This is a genomic window from Caulobacter sp. LARHSG274 (genome assembly GCF_052871235.1).
Map to the genome: position 1 here is coordinate 339,899 of NZ_JBIXJO010000002.1, position 21,722 is coordinate 361,620.

The following is a 21,722-nucleotide window of genomic DNA, read 5'->3' on the forward strand; positions in this document are numbered from 1 at the left end:
GAAGGGAGAGCGCTTCGATCTAAAATCAATATGCTCTAGGTGGCGAGCTTTTTCGCCACAACGAGGCCGAGATGATGATCTGGCCAGAATAGTGCCGCGCATTGGGCAGGGCGCAGCCAGTCAGTCCTCTTCATAGATCCGGATGATTTGCTCGTTCGCCCAGTTCACGGCCGACTGGTGCGCTTCGTCTAGTTTTGCCTGCGCCACAGCCAGCTTATCCATGTTCGACCTGATCGCCGTGATCATGTTGTCGGGTTCAAAAAGCACTTCGAGGTTCGACCAGTTCGCGAAGATATCCAGGCCCTCGCAGGTGGCCAGGATCGCGTCCTTGTCTGAAGGCGGGCGCAGCATCAGGGCCTCCACAGCGCGCTTTACGCGCCAACCCTCAGCGATGAACGCAGCGCTGGTTACGTGTCCGCCAGGCTGGACGACCGCCAGCGCCGCAAGCTCGACTCGAGCAGCGCGCTGGAGCGCCTCGAAGGTCTGTTTGACTGTGAAACAATAGCCGGTGATTTCGTCGCGCTCCCTGGCGACCCGGTCCTCGCGCTCCTTCTTCCGGGAAGTCAGCAGAGCTTGCCTGTCCTTGGTCTCGGTCTCGGACCTTGCCTTGGCCGCATCGCGTTCAGCCCGCCGGGCCTGTCGAAATTCCCACCAGAGAGCCGACGCCGTCAGAGCCAGTGCCATGACCGACAACATCCCCTGGTTGTGCTCGAACCATGGCAGCCATCCGTCTTTGGGGTCCAGCCAAGCGAAGAAGTAGCCCAGGCTTTGTAATGCCTTGTCCATCGCTCCCCCATCGAGCCCAGCTAACCGCCTGTCCGACCGCCTCAGTGGGCCGCGAACCACTCCAGCACCACACTCCAATGTGAGGCCTGACCATAGACCACAACGAGGCCTTGGCCAGCATTCAGCAAAGCTTGCGCGGGCGGCGAAGATCTAGGGAGACGTGGTTGCGGCGCGCAGGCGCACTAAGGCAGCGCAGCCGTCGGCTGAACCATGGGTTCCGGGCACAAGGCCCGGGATGATGGGACTCTACAGAACCCCGTCCACCGCTCGCCGCACGCCCAGCGGGTTGTCGGCCTGCAGGGCCGGCGGCAGCAGGGCGTCGGGGATGTCCTGGTAGCAGACCGGGCGCAGGAAGCGCTCGATGGCGCGGGTGCCGACCGAGGTGCTGCGGGGATCGGAGGTGGCGGGGAAGGGGCCGCCGTGGACCATGGCGTTGCAGACCTCGACCCCGGTCGGCCAGCCGTTGGCCAGGATCCGGCCGGCCTTGCGCTCCAGGATCGGCAGCAGGCCGCGAACCAGTTCGGCGTCGGCGGGGTCCATGTGCACGGTGGCCGTCAGCTGGCCTTCCAGCCCCTCCAGCACGGCCTTGAGCTGGGCGACGTCCTTGACCCGGACGATCAGCGACGACGAGCCGAAGATCTCGTGGCCGAGCACGGCGTCGCGCTGGAAGGTCTCGGCGTCGACCGAGAACAGGGCGCCGACCGCCTGGTTGACGCCGTCGCCGACCTGGCCGCGGGCCAGCAGCCGGACGCCGTCGCGGTCGATCAGCTGGCTCACGCCCTGCTGGTAGGCGCTGAAGATGCCCGGCGTCAGCATGACCTGCGGCGGGGCGGCGGACAGGGCGGCGGCGGCGGCGGCCTCGAAGCGGTCGAGGTCCGGGCCGTCCAGGGCCAGGATCAGGCCGGGATTGGTGCAGAACTGGCCCGCGCCCATGGTCAGCGAGCCGACGAAGGCGGCGCCCAGGGCCTCGGCCCGGGCGGCCAGGGCGACGGGGCCCAGGACCACCGGATTGACGCTGCTCATCTCGGCGAAGACCGGGATCGGCTCGGGACGGGCGGCGGCGATCTGCATGAAGGCCACGCCCCCGGCCCGCGAGCCGGTGAAGCCCACGGCCTTGATGCGCGGATCGGCGACCAGGCCCGCGCCCAGGGTGCGCTGCTGACCGATCAGCATGGCGAACACCCCGGCGGGCAGGCCGGCGGCCTTGACCGCCCGGCTGATCGCGCCGCCGATCATCGCGCCGGTGTTGGGATGGGCCGAGTGGCCCTTGACGATCACCGGGCAGCCGGCCGCCAGGGCCGAGGCGGTGTCGCCGCCGCCGGTCGAGAAGGCCAGGGGGAAGTTGCTGGCCCCGAACACCGCCACCGGTCCGACCGGAATGAAGCGCTGGCGCAGGTCGGCGCGCGGCAGGGGCGTGCGCTCGGGCATGGCCGGGTCGATCCGGGCGCCGATCCAGTCGCCGCGCCGCACGACCTGGGCGAACAGCCGCAGCTGGCCGCAGGTGCGGCCGCGCTCGCCGGTGATCCGGGCCTGGGGCAGGCCGGTCTCGGCCATGGCGGTCTGGATCAGCTCGTCGCCCAGAGCCTCGATCTCGGCGGCGATCGATTCCAGGAAGGCCGCGCGGGTCTCCAGGTCGGTCTCGCGATAGACGTCGAAGGCGGCCGCGGCGGCGGCGCAGGCGGCCTCGATCGTCGCCGCATCGGGTTCGGGAAAGCTGGGGCCGAACTGTTCGTTGGTGGCGGGGTTGAGGGCCCGCAGGGCGGCGTTGGACATCGGAGGTCTCGCTTATTCCACGAAGGCTGGGGCGACCACGCGCCGGCCCAGCAGGAAGGCGTCGGCGACATGGCGCAGGGGACTGACGTCGACGTCGCTGGCGCGGTCGGCGACCAGGCGGGCGAAGGCGTCGTAGAGGCCGGGATATTCAGCGTCCGGGGCCTCGAGGGTCAAGGCGCCGTCGACCCAAAGCTTGGCGCCGCCGTGCGACAGCTTCAGCCGGCCCTCGGCGGTGTCGACCTCGATGTCCCAGCTCTGGGGACCGGTCTGCAGGAAGTCGAACTCGGCCCGGATCGGCGCCCCGGCCGCGTCGACGAAGTCGAGCTCGGCCTGGATCGGCGACTGGCGGTTCTCGGGCACGTGCAGCACCGCGCCGGTCAGGAAGAACGGCCGCGGCAGGATGGCGGTGGCGATCGACAGGGCGTTGATGCCCGGGTCGAAGACGCCCAGGCCGCCGGCCTCCCAGATCCAGTCCTGGCCCGGATGCCAGACGCGGACGTCCTCGCGCCAATTGATGCGGACGGCCTGGACGGCCTTGTCGGCCAGCCATTCGCGGGCGGGGGCGACGCCGGGCGCGTAGCGCGAGTGCCAGGTGGTCTGCAGGGTCAGGCCGCGGGCGGCGGCGGTCAGGCGCAGGTCCTCGACCTCGCTGAGCGTCGCGCCGGGCGGCTTTTCCAGCATCACGTGCTTGCCGGCCGCCAGGGCCAGGTGGGCCATGGCGTGGCGCGGCTGCGGCGGGGTGCACAGCGACACCGCGTCGACCGCCACGTCGCTGGCCAGCAGCTCGGCCAGGGTCGTGAAGTGGGCGACGCCCTCGAGGTCGGCGTTGCGGCTGACGATGGCGACCAGTTCGAAGCGGTCGTCGGCGGCGATGGCGGGCAGGTGCTGGTCGCGGGCGATCTTGCCCAGGCCGACGAGGGCCAAGCGAATGGGGGCGAGGCGGATCTTGCTCACAGGCTGCGCACCGTCACCGGCTTGGCCTCAGCCTGGGCCAGGGGATTGCGGACCGGATAGAGGAACGGCGCGGCGCCGATCTCGAACTCGTCGCCCAGCTGGGTCTGGAAGCCTTCGGAGAACGACAGGGTGGCGGTGCCGAAGAAATGGACGTGCAGGTCGCCCGGCCGCCGGAACAGGTCGTACTTGAAGTGGTGGTGCTCGAGATTGGCGATGGTGTGGGACATGTTGGCCTCGCCCGACAGGAACGGCTTTTCCCACACCACCTGACCGCCGCGCAGGATGCGGCTGGCGCCGCGCACGTCGGCCGGCAGCTCGCCGGTCAGCAGTTCCGGGCCCAGGGCCGCCTGGCGCAGCTTGGAGTGGGCCAGCCACAGATAGTTGCCGCGCTCGATCACGTGGTCGGAGAACTCGTTGGCCAGGCAGAAGCCGAGGCGATGCGGCGTGCCGTCCGGTCCGATCAGGTAGACGCCGGCGATCTCGGGCTCCTCGCCGCCGTCCTGGGCGAAGGCCGGCGAGGTCAGGGGCGCGCCGGGACCGACCACGTGCGAGCCATCGCCCTTGTAGAACCATTCCGGCTGGGCCCCGACCGCGCCGGCTGCGGGCTTGCCGCCCTCGACGCCCATCAGGAACATCCGCATCGAGTCGGTCAGCTGTTCCCCAGACTGGGCGGCCTTGTGCATCTTGTCCCGACCCTCGGCCGAGCCGAGGTGGGTCAGGCCGGTGCCGGTCAGCACCAGGTGGGCCGGATCGGGATGGTCGATGGGGGCCAGGACCCGGCCCTCGGCCAGGGCCGCGGCGAGGTCGATCTCGGCGCCAAGCGGACGCGCCTGGGCGGTCTCGGCCAGGGTGGCGCCGGCCGCCACGGCGGCCTGGGCCAGGGCGTGCAGGGTGTCGACCCCCTCGACCCGCCGGGCCAGGCCCGCGTCATTGACCGCCGCGAGGATTCGCGTCCCGCCCTGTTCCTTCAGTTGCACGAACCGCAGCACCATGGCCGTCACCGTCTCCAAACCCTTGGCTATTTAGTCGGACAAATAGCGATCTAGGGGGCGCTGTCAAACCCGGATCGTCCCGTCAGGCCTCGCCCAAGCCGCCGCAGGGCGCTCGCGACGGCGGGGAATCGGCCCTGGGACAGGCCCGGGGCGACCTCTACCACAATCGTCGTACTTTTCGAGGCGACGGCGAAAGCGGATCCAACCTTCACCATGGATTTCGAAATCCCTTGTCGTCGGACAAGCTGTCTCGCTAGTGTCGTCGCACGTCAAGACTGGCGGGCCTCGGCCGCCGGCTGGGCCGGAGACCGAGCGCAGGTGCGGAAGAAGAACGACAGGGGCCACGAAGGCGACCGGGGGCGAGAGGGCCTCTATCCCAGCCGGATCCACGGCTCGATCGCCCGCACCCTCGGCGTGGCCATCGTCTCGGGCCAGTATGCGCCCGGCGACATCCTCAACAACGAGATCGATTCCAGCGAGCAGCTGCAGGTCTCGCGCAGCGCCTATCGCGAGGCGATCCGCATCCTGGCCGCCAAGGGCCTGGTCGAGAGCCGCCCCAAGACCGGCACCCGGGTCACCGAGCGCAACCGCTGGAGCCTGCTCGATCCCGAGGTGCTGGCCTGGTTCTTCGAGTCCGAGCCCAGCGAGGAGTTCCTCAAGGGCCTGTACGAACTGCGGATGATCGTCGAGCCGGCCGCCGCCGCCCTGGCCGCCGAGCGCCGCGACGACGGCCAGCTGGAGCGCATGCGCAAGGCGCTGATCCAGATGGAGAGCCAGACCCTGGCCACCGAGGCCGGCCAGGCCGCCGACCGCGACTTCCACGACACCGTGCTGGAGGCCACCGGCAACGCGCCGCTGTTCACCCTCTCCAGCAGCATCGGCGCGGCCGTGCGCTGGACGACGATCTTCAAGCAGCGCAAGCGCGAGCTGCCCCGCGACCCGATGCCCGACCACTGGAAGGTGTTCGACGCCATCGCCGCCAGCCGTCCCGACCAGGCGCGCCAGGCGATGGAGAAGCTGGTCGGCCTGGCCCTGGAAGACACCCGGGCGGCGATCGACCCGAAGGACTGAGTTCGGAGACCGCCATGAGTTTCGATGTTCCGCCGTCGCGGCGCGCCGTGATGGCCGGGGCCGGCGCGACCGTGCTGGGCGGCTGCGCGTCCGCGCCGTTCGCGAGCTCGGCCGAAGGCCCCGGCGAAGCCGTGCGCAACCCGCTGGTGCGGCAGAGGGCCGACGCCCAGGTGTTCCGCCACGACGACGGCGACTACTACATGACCGCCTCGGTCCCAGAATATGACCGGCTGGTCCTGCGCCGCGCGCCGACCCTGGCCGGCCTGGCGACGGCGCAGGAGGCGGTGATCTGGCGACGGCCCAGCCAGGGCCAGCTGGGCGGCTACATCTGGGCCCCGGAGCTGCACTGGATCGACGGCCGCTGGCACATGTATTTCGCGGCCGGCGACGCGGGCGAGCCGTTCCATATCCGCACCTATGTGCTGCGCTGCCAGGACCGCGACGCCCTGACCGGCCGCTGGGCGGTGCTGGGCCAGCTGCAGACGCCGTGGGACAGCTTCACGCTCGACTCCACCGTCTTCAGCCATCGCGGCGTCCGCTACCTGTGCTGGGCGCAGCACGAGCCGGGGATCGACACCAACAGCAACCTCTATCTGGGGCCGCTGGCCACGCCGCTGACCCTGGCCCGCCCGCCGGTCCGCCTCAGCGTGCCGACCCTGGCGTGGGAGACCGAGGGCTTCAAGGTCAACGAGGCGCCGGCCGTGCTGGCCCGCAATGGCCGGCTGTTCCTGGCCTATTCGGCCAGCGCCACCGACGCCCGCTACTGCCTGGGCCTGCTGACCGCCGACGCCGACGCCGACCTGATGTCGCCGGGCGCCTGGCGCAAGTCGCCGAACCCCGTGCTGGTGTCGTCGGACGAGACCGGCGTCTATGGGCCGGGCCACAATTCCTTCACCGTCGACGAGCGGGGCCGCGACCTGCTGGTCTTCCACGGCCGCGACTACAAGACCATCCAGGGCGATCCGCTGTTCGACCCCAACCGCCACACCCGGGTGCAGCGGCTCTATTACCATCCCGACGGAACGCCCGACTTCGGCGTGCCGGTCGGGGCTGGCGAGATCCCCGACCGCCTGGCGCCGCTGGATCGGCCCGGCGCCTATCTGCGCCTCGATGGGGACCGACTGGCGGTCGGCGAGGGGCCCCTGGCGACCACCCAGTTTCGCCAGAAGCTCGGGCCGGCCGGCCTGGTGTCGCTGGAGCCGATCCTGCGCCCCGGCCGAGTGCTGGCCGCGTCGCCCGACGGGGCGGTGGTGCTGGCCGCCGCGGCCGACGATCCGGCCCGGAGCGGCTTTCGCCGGGTGCGCGGCCTGGCCGGCCACGGAGTGTCGTTCGCCGCCGTCGAGCCGGGCCGCGGCTATCTGCGCCACCGCGACGGCGCCGTGGTGGTCGGCCCGGCCGAGGACACCGCGGGGCGGGCCGGGGCGACGTTTGAGGTGAGCTGAGGGTCCGCATTCGCAATCACACCGCGGCTCATCCCGACGAAGGTCCGTAGGCGATAAGTTGGGCCTTGGGCCTGGCTTGATCTTCCTCATCCTGAGGTGCTCGCCACTGGCGAGCCTCGAAGGACGCACGAAGCGGGCCGGCCCTGCGTCCTTCGAGGCCCGCTGCGCGGGCGCCTCAGGATGAGGAACATCGTAACTTGCCGCCTATGGGCATTTCGCCGGGATGAGCGGAGATTTCCAGGCCAACTCAGCCGACCAATGCTCTAAAACCGCCCCCGTCGCCGGCCCTTGAGCTTCTCCAGCGCCCGGACGGCGTGCTCGACCTGGGCCGAGACCTGGGCCACGGCCGCGGCGGGGGCCATCGCCGGGACCGCAAGGGCCGGCTCCGGCGCTTCAACAGCTGGCTTGCTGCGGCCCGGACCGGTCATGGTCGCGACCTTGCGGACCACGGCGGCCAGCTCGCCGCAGGCCTTGGCCTTGTCGCGGGCTTTACGGATCTCAGCGGGATCGTCGCTGGTCTCCAGGATCGCCCAGACCGCATCGAGGGCGGCCATGAGCTTGGTTTGCTGGGTTTCGCACCAGGCGGGGAAGGAAGGTTGGGTCATGCCGCTAGTGTGCGGCCGTCCTGGAGGGTGGGGATCGGAAACCTGCGTTTTCCTGTAAGGGGTTGATTTTACGCAAGTCTGTTTCGCGAACAGCGGGGATAGAGCGCGGCCTCCTCCACTTTTCCCGTCTCCCCGGCGAAGGCCGGGGTCCAGATTCAGCCTGAGCGTTTGGGGATGACGCGCCCGCGGACGGTGGCCGCACGACCGGCGCTCTGGGTTCGATCTGGGCCCCGGCCTTCGCCGGGGAGACGGTGAAAGAGGAAGCCCTGTGGATAACTTCCGCGTCCGAAGCCGTCGCGGAAGCTTCTGCGCCAACGTCCATCCTGAACCGCTTCCACCCCCATCCCCGGCCCTTCCCCCCTCCAGGGGGAAGGGAGAAGGCCTGTGGATAACTTTCACGTCGACGGCGCCGCCGTGCGGCAAGAGGACGCGGCCACGGCCCGGGGCGTGTCCGGCGCCGGGTTCCCGGTGAGCCTAGCGGCCCAGGCGACCGGACCCCGCCACGGGGGGGCAGGGCGACGAATCGGGCGGAATGGCCCCGCCGCGGCCGGATCTTTCGAGCCCAGGGCGCTCTTGGCCGGCGCTATCATCCGACAACTAGCGGCGGCGAATCGTCAGTTTCTTCAATTGGAAAGCGCGGCTCACAACCGTTGTCGAGCCGAGCCGCCGCCAGATTGACGGCGCGGCGTCAGCGGTATAGTCAGACAAATGAACAAGGGCGAAGCGAACGGGGCGTCGCAGGTTTCGCGGGACCGCGGAACGAGCTTCCAGGCCTCCCGCCAGCCTCCGCCGTTGTCGCCGACCCAAGGCCCCCTCTTCGATCAAGGGCCGCCCTATCAAGGACCGTCATGAGCTCTGCCGCCGTTCCGCCCCGCGCCCTGCGTTCGCGCGCCTGGTTCGACAACCCCGACAATGTCGACATGACGGCGCTGTATCTCGAGCGCTACCTGAACTTCGGCTTGTCGCTGGAAGAGCTGCAGTCGGGCAAGCCGATCATCGGCATCGCCCAGACCGGCAGCGACCTGTCGCCCTGCAACCGCCACCACCTGGTGCTGGCCGAGCGGGTGCGCGAAGGCATCCGCACCGCCGGCGGCATCGCCCTGGAATTCCCGGTCCACCCGATCCAGGAGACCGGCAAGCGGCCCACCGCGGGCCTGGATCGCAACCTGGCCTATCTGGGCCTGGTCGAGACCCTGTACGGCTATCCGATCGACGGCGTCGTCCTGACCATCGGCTGCGACAAGACCACCCCCGCCTGCCTGATGGCCGCGGCCACGGTCAACATCCCGGCCATCGCCCTGTCGGTCGGCCCGATGCTGAACGGCTGGCACAAGGGCCAGCGCACCGGCTCGGGCACCATCGTCTGGAAGGCCCGCGAGCTGCTGGCGGCCGGCGAGATCGACCATGCCGGCTTCATCAAGCTGGTGGCCAGCTCGGCCCCGTCGACCGGCTACTGCAACACCATGGGCACGGCCACGACCATGAACTCGCTGACCGAGGCCCTGGGCATGTCGCTGCCCGGCTCGGCCGCCATTCCCGCCCCCTATAGAGACCGGCAGCAGAACGCCTACGAGACCGGCCTGCGCATCGTCGAGATGGTGCGCGAGGACCTCAAGCCGTCCGACATCCTCAGCCGCGAGGCCTTCCTCAACGCCATCGTCGTCAATTCGGCGATCGGCGGCTCGACCAACGCCCCGATTCACCTCAACGCCCTGGCCCGCCACATCGGCGTCGAACTGAGCGTCGACGATTGGCAGACCCATGGCGAAGAGGTGCCGCTGCTGGTCAACCTGCAGCCGGCCGGCGAATATCTGGGCGAGGACTATTACCGGGCCGGCGGCGTGCCGGCGGTGTTCGGCCAGCTGATCGGCCAGGGCCTGATCCACGAGGGCGCCCGGGCGGTGTCGGGCCAGACCATCGGCGAGCAGTATCGCGGCGCGCTGATCGAGGACGAGGCGGTGATCCGCCCGTTCGACAAGCCGCTGGTCGAGCGCGCCGGCTTCGTGGTCATGCGCGGCAACCTGTTCAATTCGGCGATCATGAAGACCAGCGTGATCACCAAGGAGTTCCGCGACCGCTACCTGTCCGACCCCGCCGACCCCGACGCCTTCGAAGGCGAGGCGGTGGTGTTCGACGGGCCCGAGGACTATCACCACCGGATCGACGATCCGGCGGTGGGCATCACCGAGCGCAGCGTGCTGTTCATGCGCGGGGCGGGGCCGGTCGGCTATCCCGGCGCGGCCGAGGTGGTCAACATGCGGGCCCCCGACTACCTGATCAAGCAGGGGATCCACCAGCTGCCGTGCATCGGCGACGGGCGCCAATCGGGCACCTCCGGCTCGCCTTCGATCCTCAACGCCTCGCCCGAAGCGGCGGCCGGCGGCGGCCTGGCCCTGCTGAAGAGCGGCGACCGGGTGCGGGTCGACCTGCGCAAGTCGCGGGTCGACGTGCTGATCGACCCCAAGGAGATCGTCGCCCGTCGGGCCGCGCTCGAAGCGGCCGGCGGCTTCGCCTATCCGGAAAGCCAGACGCCCTGGCAGGAGATCCAGCGGGCCATCGTCGGCCAGATGGAGACCGGGGCGGCCCTGGAGCCGGCCGTCAAGTACCAGCGCATCGCCCAGACCAAGGGCCTGCCGCGCGACAACCACTGATCCAATCCACCGAAGACAAACGCCGAGAACGGCGACCTAGGGAGAATATCGTGAAGCTCACCACGCTGAAGCACGCGCTCGTCGCAGGCCTCGCCGTCGCCGCCCTGGCCACGGCCGGGGCCGCCGTCGCCCAGACCGCCGTCACCGCCACCCTGCGCGCCGACCAGCCCGGCGCCGTGATCCAGCCGGAGGTCTACGGCCAGTTCGCCGAGCACCTGGGCCGGGGCATCTATGAGGGCGTCTGGGTCGGCGAGGACAGCAAGATCCCCAACACCAAGGGCTATCGCAACGACGTGGTCGCGGCCCTGAAGCAGATCCACGTGCCGGTCGTGCGCTGGCCGGGCGGCTGCTTCGCCGACGACTACCACTGGCGCGAGGGGATCGGCCCGCGCGACAAGCGCCCGACCAAGGTCAATGTGATGTGGGGCGGCGTCGAGGAGCCCAACAGCTTCGGCACCAACGAGTTCATGGACTTCGCCGAGCTGATCGGCGCCAAGACCTATGTCGCCGGCAATGTCGGCAGCGGCACGCCGCAGGAAATGGCCGAGTGGGTCGAGTACATGGTCTCGCCGACCAAGTCGACGATCGCCAACATGCGTCGCGCCAACGGCCGCGACAAGCCCTGGAAGCTCGACTTCTTCGGGGTCGGCAACGAGAACTGGGGCTGCGGCGGCCAGATGACCGCGGCCCACTACACCAATCTCTATCGCAACTTCGCCGAGTTCGTGCGGGTGCCGGGCGGGACCAACACCGTGAAGGTGGCCAGCGGCCCCAACGCCGACGACTACGCCTGGACCGAGACCCTGATGGCCGGCGCGGCCCGGAACATGAACGCGCTGAGCCTGCACTACTACACCATCCCCACCGGCGACTGGAAGAACAAGGGCTCGGCCACGGAGTTCAACGAGCAGCTGTGGGCCGACACCATGGTCAAGACCGAGCGCATGGAAGAGCTGGTCAGCAAGCACAGCGCCATCATGGACAAGTACGATCCCGAAAAGAAGGTCGGGCTCTATGTCGATGAATGGGGCATCTGGCACGACGTCGAGCCGGGCACCAACCCCGGCTTCCTCTACCAGCAGAACACCATGCGCGACGCGGTGGTGGCCGGCCTGAACCTCAACATCTTCCACCGGCACGCCGACCGGGTGCGGCTGACCGCCATCGCCCAGATGGTCAACGTGCTGCAGGCGATGATCCTGACCGACAAGGAAAAGATGGTCCTGACCCCGACCTACTGGGTCTACGACCTCTACAAGCCGTTCCAGGGCGCGACCTCGCTGCCGCTGGAGGTCAACAGCCCGAACTATACCCTGGGCAAGTCCAGCGTCCCGGCGGTCAGCGCCTCGGCGGCCCGGGACACCGCGGGCGTGGTCCACCTGGCGCTGGTCAATGTGGATCCGAACAAGTCGGCGACGGTGACGGTCAAGCTCACGGGCGCGGCCGGCAAGGCGGTCAAGGGCCGAGTGCTGACGGCCTCGACCATGGCCGCCCACAACACCTTCGACGCCCCCAACGCCGTCAAGCCGGCGGCCTTCACGACGGCCTCGATCAAGGGCGACGTCCTGACCGCCACTCTGCCGAGCAAGTCGGTGGTGGTGCTGGATCTGAACTAAAGCATCGTGCGGAAAAGTGGACACCGGTTTTCCGCAGAAACGATGCGAATGTAAAAACCTAGAGCCGGGCGCGCGATTCTTACATCGTGCGGCCGGCTCTAGGGCGCGGGCGGGGGAGCTTGGCGCTCCCCCGCTTTTCCTTCACACCGTCATCCCGGGCCTTGTGCCCGGGACCCATTTGTCCGCCGCAAGGGCAGGGGTTTGGCGCGCAGGCGCGCCATTTTGCTTCGCCGTCAGCTGAACCATGGGTCCCGGGCACAAGGCCCGGGATGACGGTTGAAAGGTGAGGCTCAGAACACCTTCATCTCGACCAGCCGCATGTCCTGGCCGGGGGCCAGGTCGAAGACCGCCCGCAGTTTCGAGGTCGTCAGCGGTTTCCAGGTCGTGCGGTCGACGCCATTGTCGAGGGGCGTAGCGACCTTGGCGGTTTCCACCCACTTCCCACCGATCCAGGCCTCCAGTCGATAGGCCTTGGGGGCCGCCAGGGCCTTGCCGTCGGCGAAGAAGCTGAGTTCGGCCGCGCGCACCGACACCGGCTTGCCGAAATCGACCGCGAACCACGGCTGGGCCTGGCCGGCGCCCGGCGACCAGCCGTTGGCCATCTCCGGGAAGAACCACACCCGCCCGTCCAGGGCCTGGTGCACGGTCCTGGGATCCTCGCCGGCCGAGGCCGAACCCTTGGGATAGTCCGAGCGCACCAGGTTGACCGCCAGGTCGATCGGCCGGGCGATCGGCGCGGCCGGCTTGCGGGCCAGCGGGACCGTGAGCCTGGCCAGGGTCGGGGCGCTGGCGACCACCTTGCCGTCCACCGACACCACCAGCCCCTTGCGGCCATAGCGGCGGCCGTCGGCGTCGAAGACGATGCTGATCCGGTGGCCGTGATAGGGCGCGTCCTGCAGGGCGAAATAGCGCAGGAAATGCGGGTCGGCCGGGTCGCTGGGGGCGAGGGGATTGACCTCCAGCACGTCGTCGGCCCGCGGCCGCAGGCCGACCAGGCCGCTGATCACCAGGTCGACATAGCCGGAGTGATTGTAGTGGTGGCTGCGGGCCAGGCCGACGATGGCCTTGCCGGTGGCCGGGTCATAGTCCTCCTCCAGGTCGGGCTTGCCGTCCTTGAAGTGCAGCGCCGTGTACTGGGCCAGCATCCGCGCGTAGTCGGCGCGGGTGATCACCGACTGATGATAATCGTTGAGCAGGTTGGCCAGGCCGGTCAGGGCCTGGGTGGTCTGGAACGGCCAGACCGGCCCGTTCCACTGGCACTCGCGCTCGCCGGTTTCCTTGATGTAGCGGTACTGGCGCATGTAATATTCGTAGGACGGCTCGACCGTGCGCAGGCCGGCGGGGCCCGCCAGTTCGTTCGGATCGATCGCGTGCTTCCAGGCCGCCGCATAGGCCGGGGTGTCGTCCGGCAGGCCGAAGGTCCAGGGCAGGTAGCCGACCAGCTCGCGGCCGCGGATCGGGTCCCAGTACTTCACATGCTCGTTGTTGACCTTGTAGCGGTCGATGAAGTGGGCGAAGTCCTGGCTCCACAGGCTCTTCTGCACCTGGGCCTTCAGGTCGGCGGCCCTGGCGGCGTAGTCGGCGGCCGTGGCCTTGTCGCCGGTCAGGGCCGCCAGCCGGCTGATCGCCCGGGCGTTGGCGTACATGTAGCTGTTGATCGAGGGCCGGAAGGCCTGGCCGCCGGAGAAGCCGTCCTTGCCGCCCGAGGCGTCGATCGAGCTGATGGTGTATTCGGTGGCGTCGGCCAGCGGCTCGACCCAGTACAGCTTCTTGTCGAAGTCATAATGGTCGTCCCACAGGGCGTAGATGTGCTTCATCACCGCCAGGTGCCGGGTCGCGGCCGCCTGGTCGCCGTCGACCAGGAACCGGGCCCAGGTGGCGTCGGCGATCGATTCGCTGAAGTGGCGGTCGTTGCCGCCCTGGCTGTGCAGGAAGTCGATATAGTCGCCGGCATAGCGCCGGTCGTGCAGCCAGCGGCCCTCCTGGATGTGGAAGGCCGAGGCGTCGTTGAGGCTGGCATAGGGCTCGCGCTGCCAGCCGACGTCGTCGAGGAACTCGGTGGTGATGTAGCCGCGCGGACCCAGGTCGCGCTGGTGGGCGCGGAACACCCGCCAGCGGTAGTAGTAGATCTCGTCCAGCTTGGGGTCCGACGACTCGAACAGCGGGACATTGCCCTCGTACCAGGGGGCGTCGTGGCCGAATCGGGCGACGGCGACGGCATGGGCGTCGATCGGCGCGGCGCCATTCGGGGGAGCCGCCGCGGCCAGCGCCGGCGCCAGGCTCAGCCACGCCGTCCCCCAGACCGCCGCGGCGATCCGCAAGCCCGCTCCAGACCTTTGCGCCATGCGTTTCCCCTCCAGGCATTTGTCTGAGTACTTAGCCAGACCCGCGGACGGTCGCCAGCAAATCTTGCCGCCGGCGGCGCCCCGCCGCCCACGCGGGCTGGCGTGACAGGGCGTTCGGCGGTTACGACCATGGTCGTAGTCGTCGCCCGCCGCGAAGGCGACTATTCACATCGCAGGATCGGCGGAAGCCCGGCGGGCCCGGCGTTCCCGAACAGCCAGAATCGGGTGCGACGACGTGGGATGGAAATCAGTTGCGGCGGCCCTGCTGTGCGTCGCGCCGGTCCCGGCCTGGGCCGGGTCCGTCTATCTCTCCGCGCCGGTCGACGCGCGGGCGGTCACGGTCGCCGCTAAGCCCGGCAAGGCCGGGGACGGCGCCGCCATCCAGGCCGCGCTCGACGCGGCGGCGGCCAAGGGGGGCGGGGGCGTCGTGTTCCTGCCCTCGGGCCGCTACACCCTGACCCGCACCCTGCTGGTCTGGCCCGGCGTGCGGCTGATCGGGGTCGGGCCCACGCGCCCGGTCCTGGTGCTGGCCGATCGCACCCCCGGCTTCCAGAAGGGCGTGGCCAGCATGGTGGTGTTCCCCGGAACCGGCCCGGGTTCCGACAAGCCGGTCCCGGTCCCGCTGCCCGACCTCGTTCCCGCCGACGACAAGGTCGCCGACGCCAATTCCGGCACCTTCTACCCGGCCCTCGGCAATGTCGATTTCGAGATCGGGGACGGCAATCCGGCCGCCACGGCGGTGCGCTTCCACGCCGCGCAGCACGCCTATCTGCGCCACATCGACTTCCACATCGGCTCGGGCCTGGCCGGGGTCTACCAGGTCGGCAACGAGGCCGAGGACCTGCGGTTCTTCGGCGGCCGCTACGGGATTCTGGCGGAGAAGACCTCGCCGGCCTGGCCCTTCACCCTGATCGACTCCAGCTTCGAGGGTCAGCGCGACGCGGCGATCCGCGAGCACGAGGCCGGACTGACCCTGGTCAACACCCGCATCCGCAACGTGCCGGTCGGGATCGAGATCGACGAGGGCTATGGCGACTGGCTGTGGGGCAAGGACGTCCGTTTCGAGAACGTCTCGAAGGCCGCGGTGATCGTCAGCAACGAGGACAACGCCTACACCCAGGTCGGCTTCGACAACGCCCTGGCCGACAACGTGCCGACCTTCGCCCGCTTCCGCGACAGCGGCAAGGCCGTGGCCGGGACGGGGCGCCGCTACCAGGTCAAGGCGTTCAGCTACGGCCTGGCCCTGCCGGGCCTCGGGGCGACCGGCAAGTTCACCACCAGCTTCGAGGCCGCGCCGCTGGCCGCCTGGCCCAAGCCGGCGGCCCGCGCCGTCCGCCCCCTGCCGCCGGTGGCCGAATGGACCAATGTCCAGGCCCTGGGCGCCAAGGGCGACAACCTCACCGACGACACCGCCGCGCTGCAGGCCGCGATCGACGGCCACCGCGTGCTGTACTTCCCGATGGGCCGCTATGTGGTCAGCGACACCCTGAGGCTGAAGCCCGACACGGTGCTGATCGGCCTGCATCCCAGCCTGACCCAGATCGTGCTGCCCGACGGCCTGCCGGCCTATGCCGGCGGCGGCGGGCCCAAGGCCCTGATCGAGAGCGCCCGGGGCGGCGACGCCATGGTCTCCGGCCTGGGCCTGTTCACCGGCGGCATCAATCCGCGAGCCACGGCCCTGCTGTGGAAGGCCGGCGCGGACTCCCTGGTCGACGACGTCAAGATCCAAGGCGGCCACGGTACGACCCTGGCCGACGGCTCCCGCTTCGATTCCTACAACGCCACCCACACCGCCGACCCCGACCCGCGCAAGCGCTGGGACGGCCAGTATCCCAGCATCTGGGTCACCGACGGCGGCGGCGGGACCTTCACCAACCTGTGGAGCCCCAACACCTACGCCCAGGCGGGGTTCTATGTGTCGAACACCAGGACTCCCGGCCATGTCTACGAGCTGTCGGCCGAGCACCATGTGCGGGCCGAGATCGTGCTCGACGGGGTCGAGAACTGGGAGTTCCTGGCCCCGCAGACCGAGCAGGAGGCGGGGCTGGACGGCCAGGACGCGGTGTCGCTGGAGATCCGCAATTCGCGCAATCTGCTGTTCGCCAACTACCACGCCTATCGCGTCACCCGCTCGGTCAAGCCGGCCCCGGCGGCGGTGAGGCTCTACGACAGCGGCGACATCCGCTTCCGCAATGTCCACGTCAACGCCGAGAGCGGCTTCGCCTTCTGCGACGCCGGCGGCTGCGGGACCTATCTGCGGGCCAGCAAGTTCCCGTTCGAGACCGCGATCCAGGATGTCACCCACAAGCTGGAGGTCCGCGAGCGCGAGTTCGCCGCGCTCGACGTGCCGATGACCCCCACCGCCCCGGCGACCCCAAGCCTGGCCAAGGTGGAAAGGCTGGAGGACGGCTTCCATTCGATCTCCGGCGCCGCGGTCGACGCGGCCGGCAAGCTCTATTTCGTCGAGCGGGCCAGGCAGCGGATCTGGAGCTGGTCGAAGGACCGCGGCCTGGTCACCGAGCGCGATCATGTGCTGGACCCCGTCAACCTGGTGTTCGAGGGTTCAGGCGACCTGCTGGTGCTGTCCTCCGACGGTCCAGAGGCGACGGTCTACGCCTTCAAGCCCGGCGCGCCGGACGGCCAGGTCCAGGTGATCCGGCCCACCCCGGTCGCCGACCATGCCGGGGCGCTGACCGCCCTGCCGGGCAATCTGTGGAACAATGGCGAGTTCCGCGACCAGATCGATCGCGACACCTACCGCTTCACGACCCTGGCCGAGATGTTCGCCCGCGACATGGCCAGGCCCAAGGCCCGGCAATATGTCTCGCCGGACGGCTCGCTGGTGCTGCCGGCCTTCCGGGTGGTCCAGCAGGGACCGCCCAACCACCTGGGCTGGCGGTTCTCCGACACCCTGGACGCCTATGGCCTGGTCACCGCCAAGGTCGGGGCGCGGGTGTTCCTCAGCAACGGCTCGGAGGACCGCACCTATAGCGGCCTGGTCGGCCCGGGCGGGGCGGTCACCGATCTGAAGCCCTTCGCCAACCGCGGCGGCGAGAGCGTCGTCCAGGGGCCGGACGGCCGAGTCTATGTCGCCAACGGCCAGGTGTTCGTCTACGACCGCGACGGCCGCGAACTGGGCCAGATCCAGGTTCCCGAGCGGCCGATACAGCTGATCTTCGGCGGTCCCGACCGCCGCACCCTGTTCATCCTGAGCCACCACAGTCTCTATGCGGCGGGGCTCTAGGGGCAGGACAAGGCCCGACCCTAAGCCGTCTCCCCGGCGAAGGCCGGGGTCCAGATTCAGCCGTGGCGCCGCACGCTTATCCGAAAGACACAGCCCTATGATCTGGGCCCCGGCCTTCGCCGGGGAGACGGGTGAAGGGCGATCTCATCCCGCTAGCCCGGCGCCCTAGCTGGCGCTGTTGAGCTCGGCGACCACGTCATAGGCGTCGCCGCGATAATAGGACTGGGTGAACTCGGCCGCGCGGCCGTCGATCAGGAAGCCGCGCCGCTCGATCAGCAGGCCGGCGTCGCGCGGGAAGACGCCCAGGGTTTCGGCCTGGTCGTCGGAAAAGCTGACCGCCCGCAGGCGCTGCAGGGCCCGCACCGGGCGATAGCCGGCCCGGTCGAGGGCGTCGTAGAGCGAGTCCTCGACGGCGTTCAGCGACGGCAGGCAGTAGGCCGGGATGGTGGAATATTCCAGGGCCATCGGCGCGTCGTCGGCGTAGCGGATGCGGTGGAAGCGATAGACCGCCGCGCCCGGCGACAGGCCCAGGGACAGCGACTCCTCGGGGGTGACCGCGCCGATCGAGCGGTTGATCCAGACGCTGTGCGGGCGGCGGCCGCGCGACAGCATGTCCTCGGAGAACGACGACAGCTTGGAGAAGCTCTTCTCGACCCTGCCGGTGACGAAGGTGCCCGCACCGCGGCGGCGGCTCAGCAGGCCCTCGTCGACCAGGCCGCTGAGCGCCTTGCGCACGGTGATCCGCGACACCGCATATTCCTCGGCCAGGTCGCGCTCGGGCGGGATCGCCACGTCCTGGGTCAGGACCCGGCGATTGATGGCGTTCCGCAGAACCCGCTGGAGCTGCATGTAGAGCGGCATGGAATCGCTGGATTCGAGCCGGCCGACGACGTCGGAAAAGGACATGGGCGGTTTACCTAAAGGCTCCGGGGAAGGGCGCGACGGCGCTGCTCAGGGACGAAGGGCGAGGGGAGGGCGAGGCGCGCCGACCGGTCGCGGATCGCTCCGCGAGACGTTCGGGGATCGGCCGATGACTCATGACGCCCTCAAGAAACATGACCAGGCTGTAGGGGATGCGACCACCCAAAGGACAACCCGCGGTCGCGCCAGAACTATCATCAAATTTATTTAATTGCCACGCTGGGCACGCAGCTGGTGAAAAGAGCGGCGCCGTGGCCAGCCGACGGTCGCCATTGAGATCGATATAGATCACTGTTTTCATTGAATTTTATAATTACCTCCCCAAAATCCCTGCACCTTTCGGTCGGCCGCCGCCGCCGCCCTATGTAACAATTTCGCACAGCTTCGCGTGAAATATAAATGGAATTTGATTTACTAATTGACGACACGGCAAGCCCAATCCTAGGCTCTTGGTCGTATCAGGTATCTCAATGGTCCTAGGTGGTATGGGCCTGGCCTTGGGACGCTCTGAGCGGCCGTCGCGCTGACGGTCTGGCGAGGGAGGGCTACGGCGCCCAAAGGGGAGAGACTCGGAACATGAGCCTCAGATCATATATTCTGCTGACCACGGCGCTGGCGGGGATGTCGGTGACCAGCGCAGCGATGGCCCAGGCCGCCAGCGGCGCCACGACGGTCGACGAGGTCGTCGTCACCGGCCTGCGCGAAAGCCTCAAGAAGTCCATCCAGGTCAAGCGCGAGGCCAACGCGGTCATCGACGTGATCACCGCCGACGGCGTCGGCAAGTTCCCTGACCGCAACGTCGCCGAAGCCCTGGCTCACGTGCCCGGCGTCAGCGTCGACCACCAGTTCGGCGAAGGCGAGCGGGTCGCCATCCACGGCACCGACCCGGCCCTGAACCGCGTGCTGATCGACGGCCACAGCATCGCCTCGGCCGACTGGGGCGGCAACCCATCCGACCGGTCGAGCCGCAGCTTCAACTATTCGCTGCTGGCCCCCGAGATCGTCGCCCGCGCCGAGGTCTTCAAGTCGCCGGAAGCCCGGATCGACGAAGGCAGCCTGGGCGGCACCGTCATCGTCCATACGCGCAAGCCGCTGGACCTGGACGCCAACACCCTCTCGGCCTCGGCCGGCTACGCCTATAACGACCGCTCCGAGAAGGGCAACGCCCGCGCCTCGGGGCTCTACAGCTGGAAGGACAGCACCGACACCTTCGGCGTCCTGCTGGGCGCCACCTACGACAAGCAGCACCTGGCCCGGGCCGGCATCGAATATTTCGGCTACAGCGGCGGCGACAGCTTCGACAGCGCCTTCACCTATGACGCCAACGGCAATGTCACCGGCGGCCCGACCATCAACGGCGCGGCCCCGACCAACGCCAGCCTGGCCACCTTGCGGGCTTCGCGCCTGCCGTGCTGCATCAACTTCGACTATTTCGAGCAGACCCGCGAGCGGGTCGGCCTGTCGGGCGCGCTGCAATACAAGCCGACCGACGATCTGGAGTTCCTGGCCACCGGCCTGCACATCGACGGCAAGTACGACAACTACAGCCAGGCGGAATATTCGGTCGCCGTCTGGACGCCCACCACCCTGCAGGCGGCCACGGTCAACAACGGCCTGATGACCAAGGGCGTCTTCGGTCCCAAGTCGAACGGCGACACCGCCCAGCTCGACACCAACTTCCGCAAGACCACCATCAAGAACGACAGCCTGAACCTGGCCATGAACTGGAAGCCGGGCGCGTGGGATATCCACACCGACGTCGGCTACACCAAGGCGACCGGCGGCAAGGACCCCGAATACCTGTTCTCGGCGATGACCAGCGCCGGCTTCACCTACGAGTTCGACGGCAAGAACACGATGGTGAACTACACCGCCGATCCAAGCGTCCCCGGCACCTTCGCCAGCCGCAAGAACGGCACGGTCACCCGCAACGGCCAGACCTTCACCGGCTTCCAGCTGGGCGGCGTCTACAAGGGCGTGACCTCGGACGAGGAAGCCTACGGCCAGATCGACTTCAAGCGTGACGTGGAATGGGGTCCGTTCACCAAGATCCTGTTCGGCCTGAAATACGCCGACCACACCAACCAGGAAACCTCGTCGGGCACCTCCGACTATTCGGACACGCCCTTCAGCCTGGCCGATATCGAAACGGCCAAGACGCCTTCGAACCTGTTCGACGGCCTGGGCGCCAGCGGCAACGCCACCCAGTTCACCACCATTCCCAAGGCGGAAGTCATCCGCCTGATCATGGCGCGGAAGTATTCGTTCTTTTCGACCGACTACGGCGCCAGCTTCAAGGTCGACGAGAAGATCGCCAACGCCTATGTGCAGGGCAATTTCGAGCAGAACGGTTGGCGCGGCAACATCGGCGGCCGCTTCGTCAGCACCAAGGATGACTCCCACTACTGGCTGAGCACCGACGACGGCAACACCTTCAACCCAGCGACCACTTCGACGGACTACAACAAGTTCCTGCCGTCGTTCAACGTCGCCTATTCGGTGACCCCGGACGTCGTCGTTCGTGGGGCCATCGCCAAGGTGATCGCCCGTCCTCGCTATGGAGAATTGGCCGGCTCGTTCTCCCGCAGCGACACCTTCCACACGGCCAGCGGCGGCAATCCGAACCTGAAGCCCTACGAGGCGCTCAATCTCGAGCTCTCGGGCGAGTGGTACTTCCGGCCAGGCGCTCTGGTCTCGGCGGAAGTCTTCCACCGCGACATCAGCTCGTACATCGTCTCCAAGACGACGGACATGAGCCTGTTCAATCCGAACACGCAGCAGAACGAGACCTACAGCGTCAGCTCGCCCGTCAACGCGCAGGACGCCAAGGTCACCGGCCTGCTGATCTCCTACCAGAGCGACATCGCCTGGGGCTTCGGCATTCAGACCAACGTCTCCTACGCCGAGGCCGAGGTCAAAGACTACAACATGCCGTTCCTGTCGAAGTACACGGTCAACATCATCCCGTACTACGAGCGGGGTCCGTTCCAGGCGCGCCTGAGCTACAACTACCGTTCGTCCTACTTCACCGGCATCGGCCGCCTGAATTCCAAGGACAGCACGGACGGCTACAACCAGCTCGACCTGTCGGCGTCCTATCAGTTCACCGACCGCATGGCCCTGACCCTGAACGCCCAGAACCTGCTGGACGAGACCTACTATTCGTACAGCGGCGACAAGGCTGCGCCGACCGCCTTCTACAAGAACGGTCGCGTGCTGGCCCTGAGCTTCAGCTACAAGATGTAGTTCTTCCCCTTCCTCCCCCTGGGCGGCCGTCGCACTGCAAGGCGATGGCCGCCCTCTTTTTCTTCCGGGGAGCGGA

At 68.6% G+C, this 21,722-nt stretch carries 13 protein-coding genes; 6 read left to right on the plus strand and 7 right to left on the minus strand.

What is annotated here, in order from left to right:
- Nucleotides 1-120: 120 nt before the first annotated feature.
- The 4 genes from ACIPQB_RS05945 to araD1 all read right to left on the minus strand — a co-directional run bounded on the left by ACIPQB_RS05945 (nucleotide 121) and on the right by araD1 (nucleotide 4,505).
- Nucleotides 121-786, minus strand: a complete 666-nt coding sequence (locus ACIPQB_RS05945) for a hypothetical protein (protein ID WP_446484293.1) — start codon at nucleotides 784-786, stop codon at nucleotides 121-123.
- 246 nt (nucleotides 787-1,032) lie between these two features.
- Entirely contained in the window at nucleotides 1,033-2,559 is a 1,527-nt protein-coding gene (locus ACIPQB_RS05950) for an aldehyde dehydrogenase (NADP(+)) (RefSeq protein ID WP_446484294.1), read from the minus strand.
- Nucleotides 2,560-2,571: 12 nt separating this feature from the next.
- Nucleotides 2,572-3,513, minus strand: coding sequence for a Gfo/Idh/MocA family protein (locus ACIPQB_RS05955; RefSeq protein WP_446484295.1), 942 nt, complete (start codon nucleotides 3,511-3,513; stop codon nucleotides 2,572-2,574).
- Nucleotides 3,510-4,505: an AraD1 family protein gene (gene araD1 / locus ACIPQB_RS05960; protein ID WP_446484296.1), complete on the minus strand. Its 996-nt coding sequence runs from the start codon at nucleotides 4,503-4,505 to the stop codon at nucleotides 3,510-3,512. Before araD1 ends, ACIPQB_RS05955 begins: the two co-directional genes overlap by 4 nt.
- Before the next feature lie 384 nt (nucleotides 4,506-4,889).
- Between araD1 and ACIPQB_RS05965 the strand changes: the two genes are divergently transcribed.
- The gene (locus ACIPQB_RS05965; protein WP_446484732.1) at nucleotides 4,890-5,576 is read left to right on the plus strand and encodes a FadR/GntR family transcriptional regulator; all 687 of its coding nucleotides are present in this window, start codon (nucleotides 4,890-4,892) and stop codon (nucleotides 5,574-5,576) included.
- A 14-nt stretch (nucleotides 5,577-5,590) separates the two neighbouring features.
- Nucleotides 5,591-7,018, plus strand: coding sequence for a family 43 glycosylhydrolase (locus ACIPQB_RS05970; RefSeq protein WP_446484297.1), 1,428 nt, complete (start codon nucleotides 5,591-5,593; stop codon nucleotides 7,016-7,018).
- A gap of 263 nt (nucleotides 7,019-7,281) precedes the next feature.
- Here the strand turns inward: ACIPQB_RS05970 and ACIPQB_RS05975 are convergent, their stop codons facing one another.
- The gene (locus ACIPQB_RS05975; RefSeq protein ID WP_446484298.1) at nucleotides 7,282-7,623 is read right to left on the minus strand and encodes a hypothetical protein; all 342 of its coding nucleotides are present in this window, start codon (nucleotides 7,621-7,623) and stop codon (nucleotides 7,282-7,284) included.
- Nucleotides 7,624-8,471: 848 nt separating this feature from the next.
- Here ACIPQB_RS05975 and ACIPQB_RS05980 point away from each other — a divergent pair.
- Nucleotides 8,472-10,274 carry an IlvD/Edd family dehydratase gene (locus ACIPQB_RS05980; RefSeq protein WP_446484299.1) on the plus strand — a complete coding sequence of 601 codons (1,803 nt, stop codon included), beginning with the start codon at nucleotides 8,472-8,474 and terminating at the stop codon, nucleotides 10,272-10,274.
- A 50-nt stretch (nucleotides 10,275-10,324) separates the two neighbouring features.
- Nucleotides 10,325-11,890: an alpha-N-arabinofuranosidase gene (locus ACIPQB_RS05985; RefSeq protein ID WP_446484300.1), complete on the plus strand. Its 1,566-nt coding sequence runs from the start codon at nucleotides 10,325-10,327 to the stop codon at nucleotides 11,888-11,890.
- A 290-nt stretch (nucleotides 11,891-12,180) separates the two neighbouring features.
- Here the strand turns inward: ACIPQB_RS05985 and ACIPQB_RS05990 are convergent, their stop codons facing one another.
- Entirely contained in the window at nucleotides 12,181-14,211 is a 2,031-nt protein-coding gene (locus ACIPQB_RS05990) for an MGH1-like glycoside hydrolase domain-containing protein (protein WP_446484301.1), read from the minus strand.
- A 259-nt stretch (nucleotides 14,212-14,470) separates the two neighbouring features.
- Here ACIPQB_RS05990 and ACIPQB_RS05995 point away from each other — a divergent pair, with 259 nt between their 5' ends.
- Nucleotides 14,471-17,479, plus strand: coding sequence for a glycosyl hydrolase family 28-related protein (locus ACIPQB_RS05995; protein WP_446484302.1), 3,009 nt, complete (start codon nucleotides 14,471-14,473; stop codon nucleotides 17,477-17,479).
- A gap of 165 nt (nucleotides 17,480-17,644) precedes the next feature.
- On the opposite strand, the gene ACIPQB_RS06000 is transcribed toward ACIPQB_RS05995, so the two are convergent.
- On the minus strand, nucleotides 17,645-18,385 hold the full coding sequence (locus ACIPQB_RS06000; RefSeq protein WP_446484303.1) for a GntR family transcriptional regulator: 741 nt from the start codon (nucleotides 18,383-18,385) through the stop codon (nucleotides 17,645-17,647).
- 591 nt (nucleotides 18,386-18,976) lie between these two features.
- Between ACIPQB_RS06000 and ACIPQB_RS06005 the strand changes: the two genes are divergently transcribed.
- A complete protein-coding gene (locus ACIPQB_RS06005) occupies nucleotides 18,977-21,646 on the plus strand; it encodes a TonB-dependent receptor (RefSeq protein WP_446484304.1) in 2,670 nt (889 codons plus the stop codon).
- Nucleotides 21,647-21,722 lie beyond the last annotated feature (76 nt).

Coding starts and splice junctions, on each gene's coding strand:
- ACIPQB_RS05975 (WP_446484298.1), bottom strand. CDS start 7,623: ATGACCCAACCTTCCTTCCCCGCCTGGTGCGAAACCCAGCAAACCAAG.
- ACIPQB_RS06005 (WP_446484304.1), top strand. CDS start 18,977: ATGAGCCTCAGATCATATATTCTGCTGACCACGGCGCTGGCGGGGATG.
- ACIPQB_RS06000 (WP_446484303.1), bottom strand. CDS start 18,385: ATGTCCTTTTCCGACGTCGTCGGCCGGCTCGAATCCAGCGATTCCATG.
- ACIPQB_RS05980 (WP_446484299.1), top strand. CDS start 8,472: ATGAGCTCTGCCGCCGTTCCGCCCCGCGCCCTGCGTTCGCGCGCCTGG.
- araD1 (WP_446484296.1), bottom strand. CDS start 4,505: ATGGTGCTGCGGTTCGTGCAACTGAAGGAACAGGGCGGGACGCGAATC.
- ACIPQB_RS05945 (WP_446484293.1), bottom strand. CDS start 786: ATGGACAAGGCATTACAAAGCCTGGGCTACTTCTTCGCTTGGCTGGAC.
- ACIPQB_RS05950 (WP_446484294.1), bottom strand. CDS start 2,559: ATGTCCAACGCCGCCCTGCGGGCCCTCAACCCCGCCACCAACGAACAG.
- ACIPQB_RS05970 (WP_446484297.1), top strand. CDS start 5,591: ATGAGTTTCGATGTTCCGCCGTCGCGGCGCGCCGTGATGGCCGGGGCC.